Below are 19739 nucleotides of genomic sequence, written 5' to 3'. Positions count from 1 at the left end.
AGACCACTCGTTTATGCGAGTGGTTTTTTTATGGATTTTTTCTTTAGTTATATTTTCTCTTTATCAAATAACTGCAAAATAAAAATATACAATTAATTAAAAATACCAATAATAATTTAAATTTTTAATCGATTAAATAAAGTATAAATAATAATTTGTTATACCAGCAAAAAGCTTGCTCTATACTTGATGATTATCATTTATTCTTTAATTTTTTGATTTTGGATGACTGTTTTACTTGTCAAAATCAGATGTTAAATAGATAATAACATGATGAAAAGATGAAATTTATCTTTTCTATAAGATCAAATTATTGTTCCAAACTTTATTTTTTATTTAAAATAGAATTTAAAGTAATTAAATAATAAGTGAATATAGAAATAAGCAATTAAGGAAAGAAATAATGGGTGTAGCTCCAAGAAAAAAATTAGCCAGTACAGAAGAAAAAGACTATTCGGTTAGACAACGTGAAAAAAAAGTAAAAGTAGAAACTCCACTTGCTAATATTCAAGAAAATACTTTTTTTAAAGTTATATTTTCAGATAGCCTTTCATTGGAACAAAAAGTAGAAGAAGTTACTAATATTTTAGAATTTTCTGACAATAAGGAAATTGATCGGGCCAAAATTCAAGAATTTGATACATTTAAAGAATATCTTCAATCAATTTCTGAAGAGATGTCTAAACAACGTATTGAGATGACTGATACCGAAGTATTTGCTGAATTACAACGAGTGTATGCTGATTTTAATAATGATCTTAATGATTTTATCGAAAAAATAAAACCACTTACCGAACTCACTGATGCTTTATATAACTTACGCCAAAATGGTGAAACCCGAAATGCATTAGCTCAAATTAAAGCCGATCAAGAATGGGACGAAGAAAAAGTAACGCAAAAAGCAAATGTGCAAAGTGAAATTATTAATATTGAAAAACAAATATCTGAATTAAAAAAAGAAATAGAGTTATTACAACAGGATAAAAAGTTTTTTGGCCTAGGGAAAATTAAAGCCGCATCAAAAGCTAAAATTGTGACTAATGAAGAAAAAATAGCTAAATTAAATCAACAAATAAAAAACAAAAATAAAGAATTAGATGATATTCAGATAGAAATTACAAAGCGTCACGAGCAACGCTCTGAATCAATCGATGTTGAAAAATTAAAAGAGTTGCTAAATTTAACTTCAGAACAGCATACATTACGTCAAGCTGATATGGTTGAATCGGCATTAAAATTTGTGAATCAAGGTAAAGAGCGTTTTGGTGCAATTCGTAATCATCTTGAAAAAATGGTTAAACAGATTGAAGGACTTAGTGACAATAATGGCAATATGATACAAATTTATGCCATTATGAACGAAGCGACCAAAAAAGTAGAGAAAGTCCATCGTGAACGTAGACAAGAGCTTGAGAGTAAAGATGTTGGTGATAATTTGTTAGAGTCAATGAAGCTTGATGAAACACGCCGTAATTTGGATGAACACATTGATACTGTATCCACAGCAACTGTCGATACTATGCAAACCTATGGTGAATTAACAACTGAAGCTATTAAAATTCGTAATATGCAAGCAGCAACCAAAAAACAAGTTGAAAGTGCAAGAGCAATGCATTCAAGAGGCATCGCATCGGTTGCTTCACAACTCAGTGTTGTTGTAACAGCAGTTAACTCAGCTGCAATTAATGAAGCACAATCAATGGCCGGTAATACTTTAGCCGAAATGACTCGAGTAACAAATGATATTGCTAAAAATGAAGCTATTCGAATTGCAACTGGTCGTGATGAAATTAATAATGATTTAGAAGCAATGCTACAAAATTTAGCTGAATTTGGTGATACCCAAAAAGAAGCGACTGAAATCACCCGTGCGGCACTAGAAACAATGCGAGCAAATTTGGAAGAAATTGAAAAAATGTCCAAAGATGTTCAAAATGATACACGAGAATTTATTGCGGTGACAGGTGATGTTTTATCAGAAAAATCTGAAACCAAAAAAGATAGCTCACATACTACTTCACCCTTTAAACTATAACAAAGGAATGCACAATGTATTTAGTTAGAGGGCGTGAATATTTAGCGCAATACCCTAATTTTACTTTAGTAGGAAGGGAACATGATTTAGAGAGAATATCGTCTATTCTCATACGAAAATCATCAAATTCTCTTTTGTTGACAGGGCCTGCAGGTGTAGGTGTTTCAATGCTTAGTCTTGGTTTGCAGGCGGCTAAAAATAACCCAGATACACCATTTGATTTGATTGTAAAAAAATTATTTTGGTTAAATTGTGATGCTCTTTTTTCTAGCGGTGATAGTAATAAGATAAATAATGAGTTTCAAAGTATTTTAAAAAAGCTAATGCAAACTCCTGAGTCAGTGCTGATTATTACTGATACGGCTAATTTTTTAGAAGCAGCACATAATACAGGTAATGCTCATTTTATTAATGCTCTAAATAACGCCGATAAATCAAATAATTTTCAAGTTATCCTCGAAGTTCGTGATGATAAACTTAGTAGTGTGCTAAAGGCTAGCACGAATATGCCTGAACTTTACACACTTTACGATGTCAAAGAACCTACTGGGGATAATTTAAATTCCATTGTTACTACTGTTGCAAAGGAGTTATCTGGATACCACAAAATTGAAGTGGATAAAGATGCTATTGATGAAGCGATACATTTAACCTGTAAATATCGTGATAGTTTAGGTTTAGGTGGGGCACAGCCTCAACGTGCTATTTCATTACTTGATCGTGCGCTTGCTAGTTATCGTCAACTTACACATAAACAGCATCCAAAAATTGCTGAGTTAATGGGTAAGATCGAAAAAAGTACCAGTGAAACAGAACAATATGATTTGCGGCAGCAGCTTGAACAATGGCAGCAAGATTGGCAGAATTTAAAGTCTGAAATTAGTAAAACATATCAATATCAACGTGATGCTGAAACGTTACGCTTCAAACTGCAAGATGAAATCACTCAGTTACAAGAAGAAGAGGACAATAATAAAAATTCAGAATCAGTTGCTATAAAGACATTCGCGCAATTAACGGCTGGAGGATTTGACTCTCCAGCAGTCGCTAAATTAAAGGAAAAAATTCGACAAATTGATGCTGAAATTGCACAAAATAATGAACAACATCAAAAATTGGTGATGTTAGCCAATAAAGATTTGCGACTAAATCGCCAAGAAGTGATTGCTGAATTTAGCAAAGTTTCAGGTATATCAGCAAACAAATTAGATGAGAATGAAGTTGAAAACTTGATTAATTTGGAGGCAAATTTATTATCGCGAATTTTTGGTCAAGATAACATTGTTAAACATGTCGCCAATTCGGTAAAGGTGGCTAAAGTTGACACGCTTGAAGAATCAGGTCCTGCAATGTCTTACCTATTTTTAGGTCCATCTGGTGTAGGTAAAACTGAAATGGCCAAAGCTTTAGCGGAATATGTTTACGGTGACGAAAAATCGTTGGTTCGTTTTGATATGTCAGAATACATGGAAAAACATGCTGTTGCTAAATTAATTGGTGCACCTCCGGGATATGAAGGATTTGAAGCAGGTGGAATTTTAACAAACTCAGTTAGAACAAAACCGGTTGGAATCTATTTATTTGATGAGATTGAAAAAGCACATCCTGATGTCTTTAATATCTTTTTACAGATCTTATCGGATGGAAGATTAACCGATAATGTAGGTCGAACTGTCGATTTTTCTGATATCATGATTATTATGACCTCAAATATTGGACAATCTTACTATTTGGATCCTAACCTTTCTGACGAAGTTGCATGTGAATTAGCGACAAATGAACTGAATAATACTTATCGTTCAGAACTGCTTAATCGTTTTAATGGACGAGAAAATATTCTTCATTTTAAACGTTTACCAATGGAAGTTATTGAACGGATTATTCGTCGAGAAATTGACAAATTAAATCAATCATATAGTCATCGAGGCTATACTATCGAAATAAAAGATTCTTGTATCAGTACATTCTGTCACGATCATTATGATATCATTCGTGGTGCCCGAGGATTGCCGGGTTATATAAAAACCAATGTTAGGCCATTTATTGTTAATCATATTTTGCAGAATCCTCAAGATCAAGGAGTGTTTAAAGCAATTTATAACCAGCAGACACATAGTTTTGATATGGAATTTTACAAAAATTAAAGGAAGATAAAATAGAGTTAGTTTTCTGTAACCTTTATTAAGGAAAGTGATTGGTTTCGGACGTTATTTAAATTTGGATAAAATATATCAATCAATAAAACGTTCGAAACCTAACAGTATAGAAAGTAATTTTATTTGAAATATTAAACTGAAAGATGTTGATAAAGAGTTATTACTCCAATAGAAATAAGTACTAACCCGCCCAAAAGCTCAGCCCGTTTACCAATTAAACAGCCAATTTTATTACCCAATAATAACCCAATAGTAACCATTGTACAGGTAGCGAGTCCAATCATTGATGCAGCAAAAAAGATATTAACACTTGCTAATGCTAAGCCAACACCAACGGCAAATGCATCTATACTGGTTGAAATTGCTGTGAAAATTAGCATTAGAAAAGATTTTTTTGATGATGTTAATTCATCTTCTTGGCAATTTCCATTTGACTGTTTCTGGCTGTTATATATCATATTAATGCCTAAAAATAGCATGACAGCAAATACAACCCAATGATCCCATTGTTCAATATATTGCAACGCAATATAACCAACTAACCAGCCAAGCAATGGGGTAATAGCCTCAACAACACCAAATAGAATACCAATTTTGAATGCGCCTAAAATTGGTGTTGATTTAAGTGAAATCCCACGACAAACGGCGACAGCAAAGGCGTCGGTTGACATTGCTAGTGCTAATAATAAAATAGCCCAAAAATTCATGACATATACTCTTGCTTATAATTATTAAAAATTTATTAATATTATAATAATGGATGATGATTTATTTATTTGTTACTGAAAATAGATAATTTGCTATTTTTTTATCACCTTTGTTTTTATAAAGTTCAGCTGTTTTTATAACGTTGTTTCGACGATTAACATCATATTGAAAAAGCTGCTTAAACATTAAGTCAGCTGTTCTTTTATCATTATTTTGGATTGCACAATAACCATATTGTTCATAAGCATCAGCTTTCCAACGATGACGATCGAACTCAATACTCTGTTCAAATTGTTTTTTTGCTTCTTGATAACGATCTCGACCACATAAAAAAGAACCATAATGGATATGATATAATCCATAACCTGGTTGCATTAGAGTAATACGTTTGTAAATTATCTCGGCTTCGTTGTATTCACCAACATGTTGATCAAACATTGCCATGGCTAACATAACTTGGGGATTATTTGGAGAGTATTGTGCAGCTAATTTTAGATTATAATGTGCTACTTTGATATTTTCTTCTGACTCATTTGCTTTAGCAAGATATCCTAATCCAAGTCGCATCCTAGCCAAAGCGGCTTTTTCTGGATCAAATTCATTGTTGTTTTTCATTTGGCAACCCGCTAGTACTATCATCAAAAAATAGCTAGTTATAACTAACAATTTCTTCATCTATCTCTCCTTTTTATAAAGATTTATCCTTATGCTGTTTGCTTAACAAGGTTCTGCTTTTTGTAAAGAGTTCTTTTAGTGCGATCAACAACTTCACCAGCTAACTGGCCACATGCAGCATCGATATCATCCCCCCGTGTTTTACGAACTATTACGGTAAACCCATATCCCATCAATGTTTTCATGAAGCGATCAATTCGTGTATTTGAACATCTTGAATAAGGCGCACCAGGGAACGGATTCCAAGGAATTAAATTAATTTTGCTAGGTACATTTTTTAGGAATTGTGCAAGCTCATGAGCATGTTCAACGCCATCGTTAATTTGATTAAGTAATACATATTCAATAGTTACTTTTCCGTGATTTGCGTTTGAAGACGAAAGATAACGCAGAATTGAATCACGTAGCATAGACATATTGTATTTTAGGTTAATTGGCATAATTTCACTACGAATAGTATCATTAGGTGCATGAAGTGATATCGCTAGCGCCACATCAATCATACCAGCTAGCTTATCTAAAGCGGGAACAACTCCTGATGTCGATAGTGTTACACGCCTTTTTGATAAACCATAGCCAAAATCATCTAACATAATTTCCATAGCTGGTGCAACATTAGATAAATTAAGTAGCGGTTCACCCATACCCATCATAACTACATTAGTAATGGGCCTATCTGCTAATTTTCCGGTGACACCAATTGCATTTGATGCACGCCATACTTGGCCAATAATTTCAGAAACGGTTAAATTACGATTAAATCCTTGTTGGGCAGTAGAACAAAATTTACACTCTAGTGCGCAACCAACTTGAGATGAAACACATAATGTTGCACGATCACGTTCAGGAATATAAACAGACTCAATCAGTTGGTTATTACCAACATCAAGTGCCCATTTTATTGTGCCATCAGAAGAACGCTGTTCTATGGCAATCTTAGGAGCTTTAATTTCTGCTAAAGTCTTTAGTTGTTCACGTAGTTTTTTATTGATATCGGTCATTTGATCAAAATTATCTACACCAAAATGATAGATCCATTTCATTACTTGATCAGCTCGAAACGGTTTTTCACCAAGTGATATAAAAAACTCTCTCAATTGTTGGCGTGTGAAGTTTAGTAAATTTATTCTTTCGTTTATGGAATTAGTTTTATTAAGATTCATTGTATTGGTAGCGTCTAAACAATTTTCAGACGTATTAGATGTAGATGTTGTTAACATAAGGCCTCGTTTTTACACATTATGGCTATTTCTTTTTTTAGGAAAAGGATTATACTGTTTTTAACTTAATCTGGCTATATAGAATATTGGCAACGCTTGAAAGATGAAGAAATCAACAATGTTAAAAAAAATAGGTGGTTTAACTTTAAACTTATCTTTACTTCTATTTCCTACTTTTACCATGGCACAACAGATCACATTAAATAAACTGATTGGACAGTTTGACGAAAAAAAAGATAATGGTTTTATTGCGTTAGATTCAACTATACTACCTGTTAATAAAAAAGGAATGTATCTGCAAAAAGAGCCAACCGAACAACTTATAAAAGCCTACAATGATTTTAAAAAAGTTCATCCAGATGTTCCTTTTATCATAGTAAGTGCAACGCGGAATTACACTTACCAAAACGGTATTTGGCAACGGAAATGGGATGCTTTATCAGCTAAAATAAATGATCCAGAAAAAATTGCTGAAGAAATTCTAAAATTTTCGTCAATGCCTGGCACATCAAGGCATCATTGGGGAACAGATATTGATATTACCAGCGTTTCATCAAAATATTTTAAGTATGATAAAAAAGGCATCATTTTATATAAATGGCTTCAAAAAAATCTGCCTAAATATGGATTTTGCCAAGCTTTTAATGAAGGACGCAAAGGAGGGTATCAACCTGAAGAATGGCACTGGTCATATAAACCTATTGCTAGCCAATATATTGACCAATACAAAAATATATTGAAAAGTGATCCAGAAGTTATTATGAGATCTTTAAATTTTATAGGGCGCGATAAAATCAAGCTGGAAAGCCTAGTTAAAGAGTATGTATTAACGGTGAATGCTGATTGTTATTAATATATTTTTATTATTAATGTTTTCTCCAATAAGGCAAGCATATTGTTACAATAAGGCCTCCACCATCACGATTAGTTGCTTGGATAGTACCGTTATGCATAATGACGGTCTTTCTGGCAATTGCTAGTCCTAGACCATAACCTTTACCTAATTGTGGAGACTGAATACGGACAAATGGTTCAAAAATACTTGATAACTTATTTTCTTCAACACCAGGACCTCGATCTTTAACTTCAATTTGTAAATACTTACCTGTTTCTTTTAGTGAAACTTCTACGGCTTGCTCAGCTTTTGAAAAGCGAATAGCATTTCGGATAATGTTTTCAACAGCACGACGTATTTGTTCTGAATTACCTTTAACAATTGGATGAGTAATAGATGATAAAGTAAAATGTACTTCAATTAACTGGTGATTAGCTTCATAATTAGCATCATTGATTACTACACTTATTAAGTCTTTTAAATCAAAATATTCATCAGTGCGATTATTCATTTCAGCACGAGAATAATTTAGAATTTCGCCAATTAACTGATCTAAACGTTCTGACTCTAACTCTATTCTAGCTAAAGATGTATCAATATTTTGTTTATTTTGTTGAGCAAGTCCAATTGCTAGTTGCAATCGAGCAAGCGGAGTTCTAAGTTCATGAGAAACATCATGAAGGAGAGACTGACGATCAGAAAGTAATATATTAAGTTGCTCAACCATCATATCAAAATCTTTACCTAATTCGCTAAGTTCGTCACGCCTAGGTTTTAGTTTATTGAATAATCTGACAGAAAGATCTCCCTGAGATACCTTGAAAAAACCTTGCCTTAATAACCTCATCGGTCTAGTTAAATTCCATGCTAGAAAGAGGCTAAAAACAAGTCCAACACATATGCCCATTAATACAATGGGCAATGGCATGTTGAACAATGCCTTTTTAACATGATCCTCTTTATCCTCTTTAAATGAAACAGAATAAAGAGTTCCGTCAGGAGCGACAGTCATGCGTTGATAAGCATATGTAGGTGTTTCTAATTCATCGGTTAAAATATTAACTTGATCATTCAATGGAGAAACTAATTTTATTGACAGTAACGTTCTTTCTCGCTCAGGTAAATGTGCTATGAAATTAAGCGTTTCATCTTCACCAGCTACATGTAATAACTGGGCAATCATATCGACTTTCGTAGGCATATGATTGAGAAATCTTTGATTTTTATTTTCTACATAAATAGAAAATGCAATCCAAGTCAATTGGAAGGTAAGATAAAAGATTACCCCAAACGTGATAAGTATTTTCCAGAATAATCGATGATTCATGTCAAGCCTATTTGTTTGTTAACGAATACGGTAACCGACGGCTCTAATCGTCTCTATTGTCACATCATTTTGTGCAACTTGATGTAATTTTTGGCGAATATTGCTGATATGGACATCAACACTACGATCATAAAGTTCTCTTGCTCGACCAAGCCCAATTTCAGATAATTCTTCTTTAGTTACTACTCGCTCGCTATGTTTCACTAATAAAACTAATAAATTAAACTCGGTTGATGTCAAATCAATTACTTGTCCATTCCACGTACAAAGCCGTTGAGGTAGATCTAACATTAAACCATTAAAATGGTATTTTTTATCATCAACCATTTCGACCGAACGTTCATCAAAACGCCGTAAAACTGCACGTAATCTTGCTAATAATTCACGCGGATAACATGGTTTTGGAATGTAATCATCAGCACCTAATTCCAAACCCAAAACGCGATCAATATTATCACCCTTAGCAGTTAACATAATAACAGGCATATTACATTGTTGACGGATGCTTTTCAGGACATCAATACCATTAATATCTGGTAACATCACGTCTAAGATTGCTGCACGATATTTACCTGATAGCGCTTCATCAATACCATCTTTACCTAAATAAACACTTTTGATATTAAAACCTTCATTAGTCAAATATTCGCTAAGCATTTGTGATAATTCAATATCATCATCTATTAATAAAATATTTATCATAATCGCAATCGCCATTGTTATCTAATTATAGGTTTTTACATTATTGCAATAATAAAAAAAAAGTCAGGTTCTTTTACTAAAATATTACATATTTTAAACTATTCCTGATTATTTAATTCACTATTAAATAATGTAAAAAGGTTTAAGACATAACTATATGTATTAATATATTTTTTCACAATAACCACCATAACCATTATGCTACTTTCTAATGGTTATAAGTAGGTATTATTCAAATCTTAATTAAGATAGACTAAAATAGTCAGTTTACTTAACACTAAATGTTCCATCATTTAACATTACTAAAGTTAATATGGAGATAAAAAATAGAACAACAAGTAATCTGGCAACAATTAATTCAATTGGTAAAACATGATGTTTTACCTGCAGTTCGTTGTACAGAGCCCATATCTTTAGCTTTGGTTGCAGCTATTGCGATGCAACATAGTAGCAACAAACATTGAAAAAATTGATGCTTATGTTTCGCCTAATTTAATAAAAAATGGTAAGGTGGTAACTGTGCCAGGTACTGGTATGGTTGGATTACCTATTGCTGCTGCCATTGGCGCAATCGGTGGTTGGGTATTATGAGCCTATTGATATGGCTATTTGTAGTATGATTCGTGATTTATCTGGTATTATTTGTGATGGTGCTTCAAGCAGTTGCGTAATGAAAGTATCAACTTCAGTGTCTTCTGGATTTAAAGCAGTATTAATGGCATTAAGCCAAATTAGAGTGATAGATAAAGAAGGAAGGAATTGTTTTTTGATAGCGTGGAAACATCAATCAATAATCTTGGTACCATTGTAGTCAAAGCATGAATATTTGCTTTATGATAAAATATTAGGCTTTTAGCGATTTTAATATAAGCAATCAGCATATTTTTAAAAAAATTACTGGACAATGTTATTTTTTATGCGTAATATTTCGTCCTGATTCTATGGTGGCTATAGCTCAGTTGGTAGAGCCCTGGATTGTGATTCCAGTTGTCGTGGGTTCGAATCCCATTAGCCACCCCATTTTATTAAATAGAAAAGCTAACGGCGAGTAGCGCAGCTTGGTAGCGCAACTGGTTTGGGACCAGTGGGTCGGAGGTTCGAATCCTCTCTCGCCGACCATTTTTAAATAAAAAGCTCGTTCATTTAGTTGAGATTTTTTGTTTCAAAATAGACTATTTTTTCATCTGTTTGTTCCAATATGCACAGCGAAGTGATCCAACTAAGAAGAAAGTGTTGAGAACATATAACTTATTATAAATAAGTTGACTAATAATCCAATTATTTCAAAAAATAAAATACTGATTATTAATCATTGTGTTATGATAATTTGTTTTTCTGTTCGTTATTGTGGTTGTTTTGTCTTTTTAATATATAACGGCATGTTATTATATTCCTACCTACAAAAATTATTCTTATCTTACTTGTTTTATGGTGATATTTTGTTTTAATAGATAAAAATATCTCTTTATATAACCTCTATTTATTGGGAATAAATTATGAAAAATGTTGGTTTTGTCGGTTGGCGTGGAATGGTGGGCTCTGTGCTTATGCAACGTATGGTTGAAGAGCATGATTTTGATTATATCAATCCTGTTTTCTTTTCTACTTCTCAAGCTGGTCAAGCAGCTCCAACTTTTGGTGGAAAAACAGGTATATTACAAAGCGCAGATAATATTGATGCTTTAAAGGCATTAGATATTATTGTCACTTGCCAAGGTGGTGATTATACCTCAGAGATTTACGCAAAATTACGTGCAACAGGTTGGCAGGGCTATTGGATTGATGCAGCTTCAACGTTACGCATGGAAGATGATGCAATTATTGTTCTTGATCCTGTAAACAAAGCTAATATTCATGCTGCTTTAAATAGAGATATTAAAACTTTTGTAGGCGGTAACTGTACGGTTAGTTTGATGTTAATGTCATTAGGTGGGTTATTTGCTGAAAATCTTATAGATTGGGTTTCTGTTTCGACTTATCAAGCGGCATCTGGTGGTGGTGCTCGCCATATGCGTGAGCTATTAACTCAAATGGGCATGCTAAATGCCGAAGTAGCAAAAGAGCTACAAGATCCGCATTCCTCTATTTTGGATATTGAGCGTAAAGTGACACAAAAAATGCGTGATGGTAGTTTACCTACTGATAATTTCGGTGTGCCATTAGCAGGAAGTTTAATTCCTTGGATCGATAAGGCACTTGATAATGGCCAAAGTAAAGAGGAATGGAAAGGGCAAGCCGAAACCAATAAAATTTTGGGAACAAGTCAGATTATTCCTGTTGATGGACTTTGTGTTCGTATTGGAGCTTTGCGTTGTCATAGCCAAGCTTTTACCATTAAATTAAAAAAAGATATCAGCGTCCCTGAAATTAAAAAACTGCTTGCAGCTCATAATGATTGGGTAAAAGTCGTGCCGAATGATCGTGATCTTTCGATGCGTGAACTTACCCCAGCAGCAGTCACAGGCACTTTAACAACACCTGTTGGGCGCTTACGTAAATTGAATATGGGAAAAGATTACCTTTCTGCTTTTACTGTTGGTGACCAATTATTATGGGGGGCGGCTGAACCATTACGTAGAATGTTATGCATTTTGGCCTAATTAAAAATAAAATATAAAAAACCGATTTATCGGTTTTTTATAACAATAGATTATGGTTCTTTATCATTCAACAATGCCACTAATAGTGATCCATTAAATAAAGCTTGCTGCACTAATGCAAATGCGCCAATTGCTGAGCTATCGTTAAGGGAAGAACAAGTGATAGTCAGGTTTTTCCGTAATCCCTCTAAACTTTGAGCATTTAATGCACTATTAACAGCAGTTAATAGTATTTCGGGCGACTTGGTAAGTTCTCCTGCTAACACAATTCGTTGAGGGTTAAAGATGTTAACCATAATTGCAACTGCTCTACCAAGATTTTCACCTGCATCCTTAACTAACTTAATAGCTAGTTCATCGCCTTGATTAGCATACTGACAGATATGATATATATCACAGTTTTCTAATGTTAACTTTGATGCATAACCTTGCTCAATCATCTGTTTAGCTCGGTATTCAATTGCTTTATTTACAACTCGGTTTTCCAAGCAGCCGAAGTTACCACAATGGCAACGTTCACCTAATGTATCTACTTGAATGTGCCCAACTTCACAAGCGCTTTGATTGTGGTTTGTAAGCAACTGTTGATTAACGATAACACCAGAGCCTACCCCGCGATGTACACGGATTAAAATAGAATCATCGACATGTTGTGTTGAACCAAAATAACTTTCAGCTAATGCTAGACTTTGAATATCATTTCCTACAAAAATAGATACATTAAATTCCTTTTGCAGTATCTCGCCTAAAGCCCATTCTTCTACTTGAATATGTGGGGTGTATCGAACAATGCCATTAACTGAGTCAATCAAGCCAGGGAGTACAATAGATATTGCAACTAAGTGTTTTATTTTTTTGCTATTCAACTGAATAAATTCTTTAATTAATATAATTAGATAATCTTGAACTTGTTGTTGAGTAAAATTGGTAAGTGAGCATTTTTTTGACATAAGGCATTTAGCCCCTAAATCAAAAAGCTCTATTGTGACGTGAGATCGACTTAATTGTACGGCAATTGCTTGGTAATATTCAAACTTAGCTTCGATTGAAACTGCAGGCCGTCCCCCCGTTGATTGTTGTGCATCAACTTCTTTAATTAATTTTTTTTTAAGAAGTTGACGGGTTATTTTGGTAATGCTTGCAGGGGCTAATTGGCTGATTTCGGCCAATTGAATACGAGAAACAGGTGCTTGCTGAACAATCAAACGGTAAATCATTGCATAATTTAGCTGTTTGATTAATTCAGCGTTGCCAACTAAGTTCAGATAATTAAATTTCATATATTACTCAATATTTTTCATTAACTATCTGATATTCTAGCGACTCACTTCTCCATTAACAATAGTTTTAATTATTGTAAAGTCACGATTAAATACAACAAGGTTCGCAATTTTACCCTCACAAATACTACCAAGATCTTTATCCACACCGATTGCTTTGGCAGGATAAAGTGTTGCCATTCTTAATGCTTCATCTAATGCAATACCTACATATTCAACAGCATTTTTTACTGCATCAATCATAGTTAATGCTGAACCACCAAGTGTGCCATTTTCATCAATACAGCGGCCATCTTTATAATAAATGGTTTTGCCTGCAAATACGCCTGATTCTAAATTAGAACCTGCAAGTAACATTGCATCAGTAACTAAAATTAAATGATTTTGTTTTATTTTGTGACTATTGCGAATATTTGCCCAACTGACATGTTGACCATCAGCAATAATGCCTACATAAACTTCAGGTTCATCATAAATTGCGCCAACTACGCCAGGTTCGCGTCCAGAAATATAAGGCATGGCATTAAATAGGTGGGTACCTAAACGAATGCCATCGTTAAATCCACGACGACAATCATCGTAGTGACCATTCGAATGCCCAACAGATACATGAATACCTGCGTTAACCAATTGCTTAATGAAATGACTTTCAACTTTTTCTGGTGCTAAAGTTATAATTTTAATTACATCAGCATTTTTACATAGAAAATCAATCATTTTTTGTGATGGTTGGCGGATAATATTTTCGTCATGAATACCTTTCTTTTCAGGATTGATGTAAGGTCCTTCAAGGTGTAAACCTAGTGCTTGGTTAGGATGCAAGGTCAAATATTCACGCATCACTTCAACTGCCTTTATCATAAATTCATCAGTTGATGTAATTAATGTAGGCAAATAGCTAGTACAGCCAGAAATAAGATTTGTGGCCTGCATGGCTTCTAATGTTTCAACGCACAGTGCATCAAGCGTTTCATTAAATTGCACACCACCACAACCATTAACTTGGATATCAATAAATCCAGGTGCAACAAGTGCACCTTGTAAATTTTCAATTTTGATATCTGTAGGTAATTCGTTTTGTTTACAGACTTTTGTAATTTTATCTCCATCAATAATAACAGCGTGGCTATCAAGGATCTCATAACCTGTATAAAAACGGCAATTTGTTAATGCATACATTGAATTATCCTTTATAAAACGGTCACTTTAAGATTATCAGCTTCCATTTGTTTAAAATATTTTAGTGTTTTCACTTTAAGATCATCAGTACTTGGTTCATCACAAACAATAATTGATGCAGGATGCATTTGTAGTGCAGTGACAGTCCAAAGGTGATTAACAGACCCTTCAACACCAGCTTGTAATGCTAAACTTTTGTTATGACCACAAACTAATAAAATAACTTCCTGTGCATCCATTAAAGTTGCAACACCAATGGTTAACGCATGTTTTGGTACTTGATTCACATCATTATCAAAAAAGCGAGAATTAGCAATGCGTGTATCTTCAGTTAATGTTTTGATGCGTGTACGTGAACAAAGTGAAGATCCTGGTTCATTAAAAGCGATATGTCCATCTTGACCTACCCCCCCAACAAAAATATTAATTTTGCCGTAAGCTTTGATCTTGGCTTCATATTGACGGCACTCTTGATCAATATCTGGCGCATTACCATTTAAGATATGGATATTGTTTTTGTCAATATCAATATGATTGAAAAAATTTTCGTACATAAATGTGTGGTAGCTTTGTGGATGCTCTTCTGGAATACCAACATATTCATCCATATTAAAGGTTACAACATGTTTAAAGCTGACGTTACCTGCTTTATATTGTTTAATCAATTGTTGATACATAACTAATGGTGAACTACCTGTTGGCAGCCCCAATAAAAATGGACGATCTGCGGTAGGTTTAAACTCATTAATTTTATTAACAATGCGCTGTGCAACCCAGGCACCGACTTCTTGTGCATTTTCTAAGGGAATAAGTCTCATGTGCTGTTACCTCTTGTGATATAATTAAAAACTTTTTTCTTGAAATAAAATATGTTGTCTTTATTTTACTATATTAAACTAATTAATCAAAAAAAATGGTGATTTAAATCACAAAAAGAGAATAATTAATTTGCGAAGTAAAATAAATAATATAGAGTGGAATAATAATACTTAATTATCATCACTTAAAGATGTAAAATTTTATTACTTTTTATTATATACCCCTAATAACTATATGAGGTTAAACTTATGGGAATTTTAGCTTATATGCAACGTATCGGGCGTTCATTGATGGTACCTGTGGCAGTTCTACCAGCTGCTGCAATACTACTAGGAATTGGATATTGGATCGATCCTAATGGTTGGGGGCAAAATAGTATTGTAGCCGCTTTTTTAATTAAATCTGGCGGAGCAATTATTGATAATATGCCAATACTTTTTGCTATTGGTGTGGCTTATGGTATGTCTAAAGATAAAGATGGTGCAGCCGCACTTGCTGGGTTAGTTGGCTTTTTAGTGGTTACAACTTTACTGTCTCCTAGTTCGATTGCACTATTTAGTGGTATTGATACAAAAGCAGAAAATTGGTTAGAAAAAGTTCCTGCTGCATACCAAAAAATAAATAACCAATTTATTGGTATTCTCGTTGGTATTATTTCAGCTGAACTTTACAATCGTTTTAGTCAAGTGGAATTACATAAAGCATTAGCATTTTTTAGTGGTAAAAGGCTAGTGCCTATTATCGTATCGATAGTTATGTTATTGGTTTCTGCTGTTTTATATTTTATCTGGCCATCTATTTATGATGCATTAGTTGCTTTTGGTAAATATATTAAAGATTTAGGTTCAGTGGGTGCTGGTATTTATGGGTTCTTCAATCGTCTATTAATTCCTGTTGGTTTACATCATGCACTTAATTCTGTTTTTTGGTTTGACGTTGCAGGTATTAATGATATTCCAACTTTTTTAGGTGGACAAAAGTCAATTGATGATGGATTAGCTACAATTGGTATTACGGGTCGTTACCAAGCTGGATTCTTCCCAATTATGATGTTTGGCTTACCAGGAGCTGCGTTAGCTATGTATCATACAGCAAAAAAAGGTAATAAGGATAAAACAGCTTCAATTATGTTAGCCGCTTCATTTGCTGCATTCTTTACTGGCGTTACTGAACCATTAGAATTTGCGTTTATGTTTGTTGCGCCATTACTTTATGTTTTACATGCTATTTTAGCTGGTATTTCACTTTATATTGCCGCAGCGATGCAATGGATTGCAGGATTTGGTTTTAGTGCTGGCTTAGTTGATATGTTACTTTCTAGTCGTAATCCACTTGCTGTACATTGGTATATGCTTATACTTCAGGGTTTAGTGTTCTTTGTTGTTTATTATGTTGCATTCCGCTTTGTTATTGTGAAATTTAATCTTAAAACACCAGGTCGTGAAGATGAAGTGGAAACAACCCAAAGTGAAGCGGAAAAATCAACGCAAGGAAATACAGATACAACAAAACTTGCAGAACAATATTTAGCAGTTGTTGGAGGTAAAGAAAACCTAACCAATATTGATTCTTGTATTACACGTTTGCGTTTAGGAGTTAATGATTCGGAGCTTATTGATGAACAAGCTGCTAAAGCCCTTGGTGCAATGGCAGTAATAAAATTAGGTAAAACAGGGGTACAAATTGTGGTTGGTCAGCAAGCAGAAAAGATTGCAGATCAAATGAAAAAGTTAGTTTAGTTAATTAAAATAAGAGTTAAATCAAATTAAACCATAATCCACTCCTATTTAAGTATAATGAAAAAATAGAGTGGATTATTTATTTGATTTAATCATATACAAAATACTATTAGCTTATTTATAAATACTAGAATGTATTTATAAATAATCAGAAAAATCAGATAAAATAAATAAAACAAATAGTCTTATTGAACGATTTTTATTTAGGTATAATGCCTATTATTGCAGTGTAATATGTTGTATTTTAGTCTAGAATTAGAATCGAAAAATTACATCTTGAAGAGTTAATAATTGAGTTAATAACTGATTATTAATGACTTTACTAGGAATATTATGAGGTATTTGAATTAGATTTCTCGATTTGAGTGAAGATTCACATACGTACACATCATCAATATCATAAAGCTCAAGCATATTAAAAGTTGCAATATAATCACGCATTAAAATTTTATGGGGTTGTTGTTCTGGTAATAAATGGAATACACCATCATCAATAAAAAAAACAGAAATGTGGTTAATGACTGATATGGCCAATGCTATATCAAGAGCTTCTCGGCCTTTGGCATTTCCGTGAGGTGGTGAGCTAATAATAATTGCTAATTTTTTCATTTCAGTATCTTAAGTTAAAACTGAATAGTTCGATCTGTTGTTGCAATTGATTCACTTAGTTCTCCAAGGCCCGTTAAATGAAAATAATCCGCGAGATTATTTTTAATAACGCCACGCCTCTGAGCGGCAGCAACACAAACAGTTAAAGTTAAAGGGTATGTTTTTGCTAATTCCTGCCATGCAGAGATTAAATCAAATTCATCATTAGCGGGATCAGTATAACTGTTGCCATTATAAACACCATCAGCATAAAAAAAGATATTTTTAATGGTATGGGGAGTCTGTGACAGTAAAACTTGTGCAAATTGATATGCACAATAAGCAGATTGGGTCCCATAAGCAGGACCCATAACAACAAGAGTATAACTCAATGAATCAATCAAGTTAGTTAACTTGTTGTTCTTGATTTTGAGCTGGCTCTTGATTTTTATCATTTTTATCCCCATCAACGCCAAGCAATTCAACTTCAAAAATTAAAGTTGATGCAGGTTGGATTCCAGCTTTACCTTCTTGACCTGGAAGACTTTGGTCACCATAAGCTAAATCAGGTGGTACAACAAGTTTGATTTTTCCACCAATTCCGATCAACTGAATTCCTTCTGTCCAACCTTTGATAACAGCATTTAGTGGAAATGTTGCTGGTTCACCTCGATCATAAGAACTATCGAATTTACGTCCGTCAGTTAAAGTTCCTGTATAATGAACAATAACTGTATCTTGAGCTGTTGGATGACGATCAGAACCTTCTTGAATGATTTGATAAAGTAACCCTGATTTTGTTTGTTTTACTCCATCTTGTTTAGCAAATTCTGCACGGAATTTCTCACCAGATGCTGTATTTTCAGTTTTTTCTTTTTCAAAACGCTCTTTGCTTTCTTTTTGGATTCTTTTACCAAATTCATCTAAGATGGTTTTCACTTCATCTTTTGAAAGTTGAGAGGCATCTCGGAAAGTTTCATTAAAGCCACTGATTAAATATTCTTGGTCTGGTTTAATTTCATTTTGTTCTAAATTTGACTTCATGTATGTTGCAAATGATGAACCTAATGCATATGCTTCTTTTTGTGCATTAGTTGAAATTGTTACTTTATTTGATGAATTTTTCTCATCACAACCAGCTAATGTTAATACAATTACGCTGCTTACTAACGTCATTTTAATCAATGATTTCATTCTACTTCTCCAGATTATAAACTTTTTGGGTAATTATCTTAGTTATTATATCTGATTTGATATAAGATAATAAGGGTTTACAAATCATTTATTTTATAAATTTATAGTAATCCATTGATAATATATTAAGGAAAGCATCTTTTGCAATTTAAATCATCCTTGAGTGAAAGTGGTATCCTCAGTTATAATGTTAAAAATTTATAGTAATAATGTATAAGGATAGCTATTTTGACTACCGAACTTAATACCCTTGATGTTGAAGAAATCATCAGCCTGTTACCTCATCGTTATCCGTTTTTAATGGTTGATAGAGTTCTTAGTTACGAGAAAGGTAAAACACTAAAAGCGATAAAAAATGTTACCGTGAATGAGCCATTTTTTCAGGGGCACTTTCCAAATAAACCCATTTTCCCTGGTGTTTTGATTTTAGAAGCAATGGCTCAAGCGACTGGGATATTGGCTTTCAAAAGTATTGAAGAGCTATCACCAGGTCAACTTTATTATTTTGCTTCCATTGATAAAGCACGTTTTAAACGCCCTGTAGTACCAGGAGATCAGCTTATGCTCGATGTTGAATATATTAAAGAACGTCGTGGTATTGCATTATTCCATGGTGTTGCAACTGTCGATGGTAAGTTAGTTTGTGAAGCTGAAATGATGTGTGCCCGTAAATAATCGTTTT

Annotated in this window: 18 protein-coding genes, 2 tRNA genes and 1 pseudogene; 10 read left to right on the top strand and 11 right to left on the bottom strand. The window is 33.5% G+C overall.

Annotated elements, in window-relative coordinates:
* Positions 1-403: 403 nt before the first annotated feature.
* Positions 404-2035 carry a hypothetical protein gene (locus ACGH6Q_RS04485; protein ID WP_296317563.1) on the top strand — a complete coding sequence of 544 codons (1632 nt, stop codon included), beginning with the start codon at positions 404-406 and terminating at the stop codon, positions 2033-2035.
* Positions 2036-2049: 14 nt separating this feature from the next.
* Entirely contained in the window at positions 2050-4179 is a 2130-nt protein-coding gene (locus ACGH6Q_RS04480) for an AAA family ATPase (protein ID WP_296317561.1), read from the top strand.
* 143 nt (positions 4180-4322) lie between these two features.
* Here the strand turns inward: ACGH6Q_RS04480 and ACGH6Q_RS04475 are convergent, their stop codons facing one another.
* The 3 genes from ACGH6Q_RS04475 to ACGH6Q_RS04465 form a co-directional block, all read right to left on the bottom strand.
* Entirely contained in the window at positions 4323-4898 is a 576-nt protein-coding gene (locus ACGH6Q_RS04475) for a manganese efflux pump MntP family protein (protein ID WP_296317559.1), read from the bottom strand.
* Between the two features lie 61 nt (positions 4899-4959).
* Positions 4960-5574 carry a hypothetical protein gene (locus tag ACGH6Q_RS04470; RefSeq protein WP_411592079.1) on the bottom strand — a complete coding sequence of 205 codons (615 nt, stop codon included), beginning with the start codon at positions 5572-5574 and terminating at the stop codon, positions 4960-4962.
* A 29-nt stretch (positions 5575-5603) separates the two neighbouring features.
* Positions 5604-6737 (bottom strand): bifunctional tRNA (adenosine(37)-C2)-methyltransferase TrmG/ribosomal RNA large subunit methyltransferase RlmN, encoded by a 1134-nt coding sequence (locus ACGH6Q_RS04465; protein ID WP_411592134.1) that lies wholly within the window; start codon positions 6735-6737, stop codon positions 5604-5606.
* A gap of 175 nt (positions 6738-6912) precedes the next feature.
* Here ACGH6Q_RS04465 and ACGH6Q_RS04460 point away from each other — a divergent pair, with 175 nt between their 5' ends.
* Entirely contained in the window at positions 6913-7647 is a 735-nt protein-coding gene (locus tag ACGH6Q_RS04460; protein WP_065590754.1) for a M15 family metallopeptidase, read from the top strand.
* 13 nt (positions 7648-7660) lie between these two features.
* Here ACGH6Q_RS04460 and ACGH6Q_RS04455 read toward each other — a convergent pair whose 3' ends face one another.
* Both ACGH6Q_RS04455 and ACGH6Q_RS04450 read right to left on the bottom strand, forming a co-directional pair.
* On the bottom strand, positions 7661-8830 hold the full coding sequence (locus ACGH6Q_RS04455) for an ATP-binding protein (RefSeq protein ID WP_208610473.1): 1170 nt from the start codon (positions 8828-8830) through the stop codon (positions 7661-7663).
* A gap of 144 nt (positions 8831-8974) precedes the next feature.
* Complete coding sequence (locus ACGH6Q_RS04450) at positions 8975-9655, bottom strand: response regulator transcription factor (protein ID WP_034910896.1); 681 nt, start codon at positions 9653-9655, stop codon at positions 8975-8977.
* 329 nt (positions 9656-9984) lie between these two features.
* On the opposite strand from ACGH6Q_RS04450, the pseudogene ACGH6Q_RS04445 reads away from it, so the two are divergent.
* The 5 genes and pseudogenes from ACGH6Q_RS04445 to asd all read left to right on the top strand — a co-directional run.
* A pseudogene (locus tag ACGH6Q_RS04445) lies at positions 9985-10237 on the top strand (serine dehydratase subunit alpha family protein); the annotation flags it as partial.
* A 22-nt stretch (positions 10238-10259) separates the two neighbouring features.
* Entirely contained in the window at positions 10260-10469 is a 210-nt protein-coding gene (locus ACGH6Q_RS04440; protein WP_238786468.1) for an L-serine ammonia-lyase, iron-sulfur-dependent, subunit alpha, read from the top strand.
* A 133-nt stretch (positions 10470-10602) separates the two neighbouring features.
* Positions 10603-10678, top strand: a tRNA-His gene (locus ACGH6Q_RS04435).
* A gap of 22 nt (positions 10679-10700) precedes the next feature.
* Positions 10701-10777: transfer RNA gene (locus ACGH6Q_RS04430), tRNA-Pro, on the top strand.
* Positions 10778-11154: 377 nt separating this feature from the next.
* Positions 11155-12258 (top strand): aspartate-semialdehyde dehydrogenase, encoded by a 1104-nt coding sequence (gene asd / locus ACGH6Q_RS04425; RefSeq protein ID WP_411592077.1) that lies wholly within the window; start codon positions 11155-11157, stop codon positions 12256-12258.
* Positions 12259-12308: 50 nt separating this feature from the next.
* Here the strand turns inward: asd and ACGH6Q_RS04420 are convergent, their stop codons facing one another.
* Genes ACGH6Q_RS04420 through nagB form a run of 3 tightly spaced genes read right to left on the bottom strand, consistent with a single transcriptional unit; the run spans position 12309 to position 15535 of the window.
* Complete coding sequence (locus tag ACGH6Q_RS04420) at positions 12309-13538, bottom strand: ROK family protein (RefSeq protein WP_411592075.1); 1230 nt, start codon at positions 13536-13538, stop codon at positions 12309-12311.
* 36 nt (positions 13539-13574) lie between these two features.
* Positions 13575-14717 carry an N-acetylglucosamine-6-phosphate deacetylase gene (nagA, locus tag ACGH6Q_RS04415; protein WP_411592074.1) on the bottom strand — a complete coding sequence of 381 codons (1143 nt, stop codon included), beginning with the start codon at positions 14715-14717 and terminating at the stop codon, positions 13575-13577.
* Positions 14718-14728: 11 nt separating this feature from the next.
* Positions 14729-15535 (bottom strand): glucosamine-6-phosphate deaminase, encoded by an 807-nt coding sequence (gene nagB / locus ACGH6Q_RS04410; protein ID WP_034910836.1) that lies wholly within the window; start codon positions 15533-15535, stop codon positions 14729-14731.
* A 249-nt stretch (positions 15536-15784) separates the two neighbouring features.
* Here nagB and nagE point away from each other — a divergent pair, with 249 nt between their 5' ends.
* Positions 15785-17275 carry an N-acetylglucosamine-specific PTS transporter subunit IIBC gene (gene nagE, locus ACGH6Q_RS04405; RefSeq protein WP_034910834.1) on the top strand — a complete coding sequence of 497 codons (1491 nt, stop codon included), beginning with the start codon at positions 15785-15787 and terminating at the stop codon, positions 17273-17275.
* A 255-nt stretch (positions 17276-17530) separates the two neighbouring features.
* Here nagE and tusC read toward each other — a convergent pair whose 3' ends face one another.
* From tusC to fkpA, 3 genes are read right to left on the bottom strand one after another with little or no spacing between them, the layout of a single operon-like run.
* The gene (tusC, locus tag ACGH6Q_RS04400) at positions 17531-17884 is read right to left on the bottom strand and encodes a sulfurtransferase complex subunit TusC (protein ID WP_296301218.1); all 354 of its coding nucleotides are present in this window, start codon (positions 17882-17884) and stop codon (positions 17531-17533) included.
* A 14-nt stretch (positions 17885-17898) separates the two neighbouring features.
* On the bottom strand, positions 17899-18264 hold the full coding sequence (gene tusD / locus ACGH6Q_RS04395) for a sulfurtransferase complex subunit TusD (RefSeq protein ID WP_366941233.1): 366 nt from the start codon (positions 18262-18264) through the stop codon (positions 17899-17901).
* A gap of 4 nt (positions 18265-18268) precedes the next feature.
* Positions 18269-19057 carry an FKBP-type peptidyl-prolyl cis-trans isomerase gene (gene fkpA / locus ACGH6Q_RS04390; protein ID WP_411592072.1) on the bottom strand — a complete coding sequence of 263 codons (789 nt, stop codon included), beginning with the start codon at positions 19055-19057 and terminating at the stop codon, positions 18269-18271.
* 228 nt (positions 19058-19285) lie between these two features.
* Between fkpA and fabZ the strand changes: the two genes are divergently transcribed.
* Positions 19286-19732, top strand: coding sequence for a 3-hydroxyacyl-ACP dehydratase FabZ (fabZ, locus tag ACGH6Q_RS04385; RefSeq protein ID WP_034910827.1), 447 nt, complete (start codon positions 19286-19288; stop codon positions 19730-19732).
* Positions 19733-19739 lie beyond the last annotated feature (7 nt).

It is taken from the genome of Gilliamella sp. BG2, from assembly GCF_046635645.1.
Taxonomy (GTDB): Bacteria; Pseudomonadota; Gammaproteobacteria; order Enterobacterales; family Orbaceae; genus Gilliamella; species Gilliamella bombi.
The sequence above is the reverse complement of the archived record's forward strand: the minus strand, read 5'-3'. Positions and strand labels throughout refer to the sequence as shown.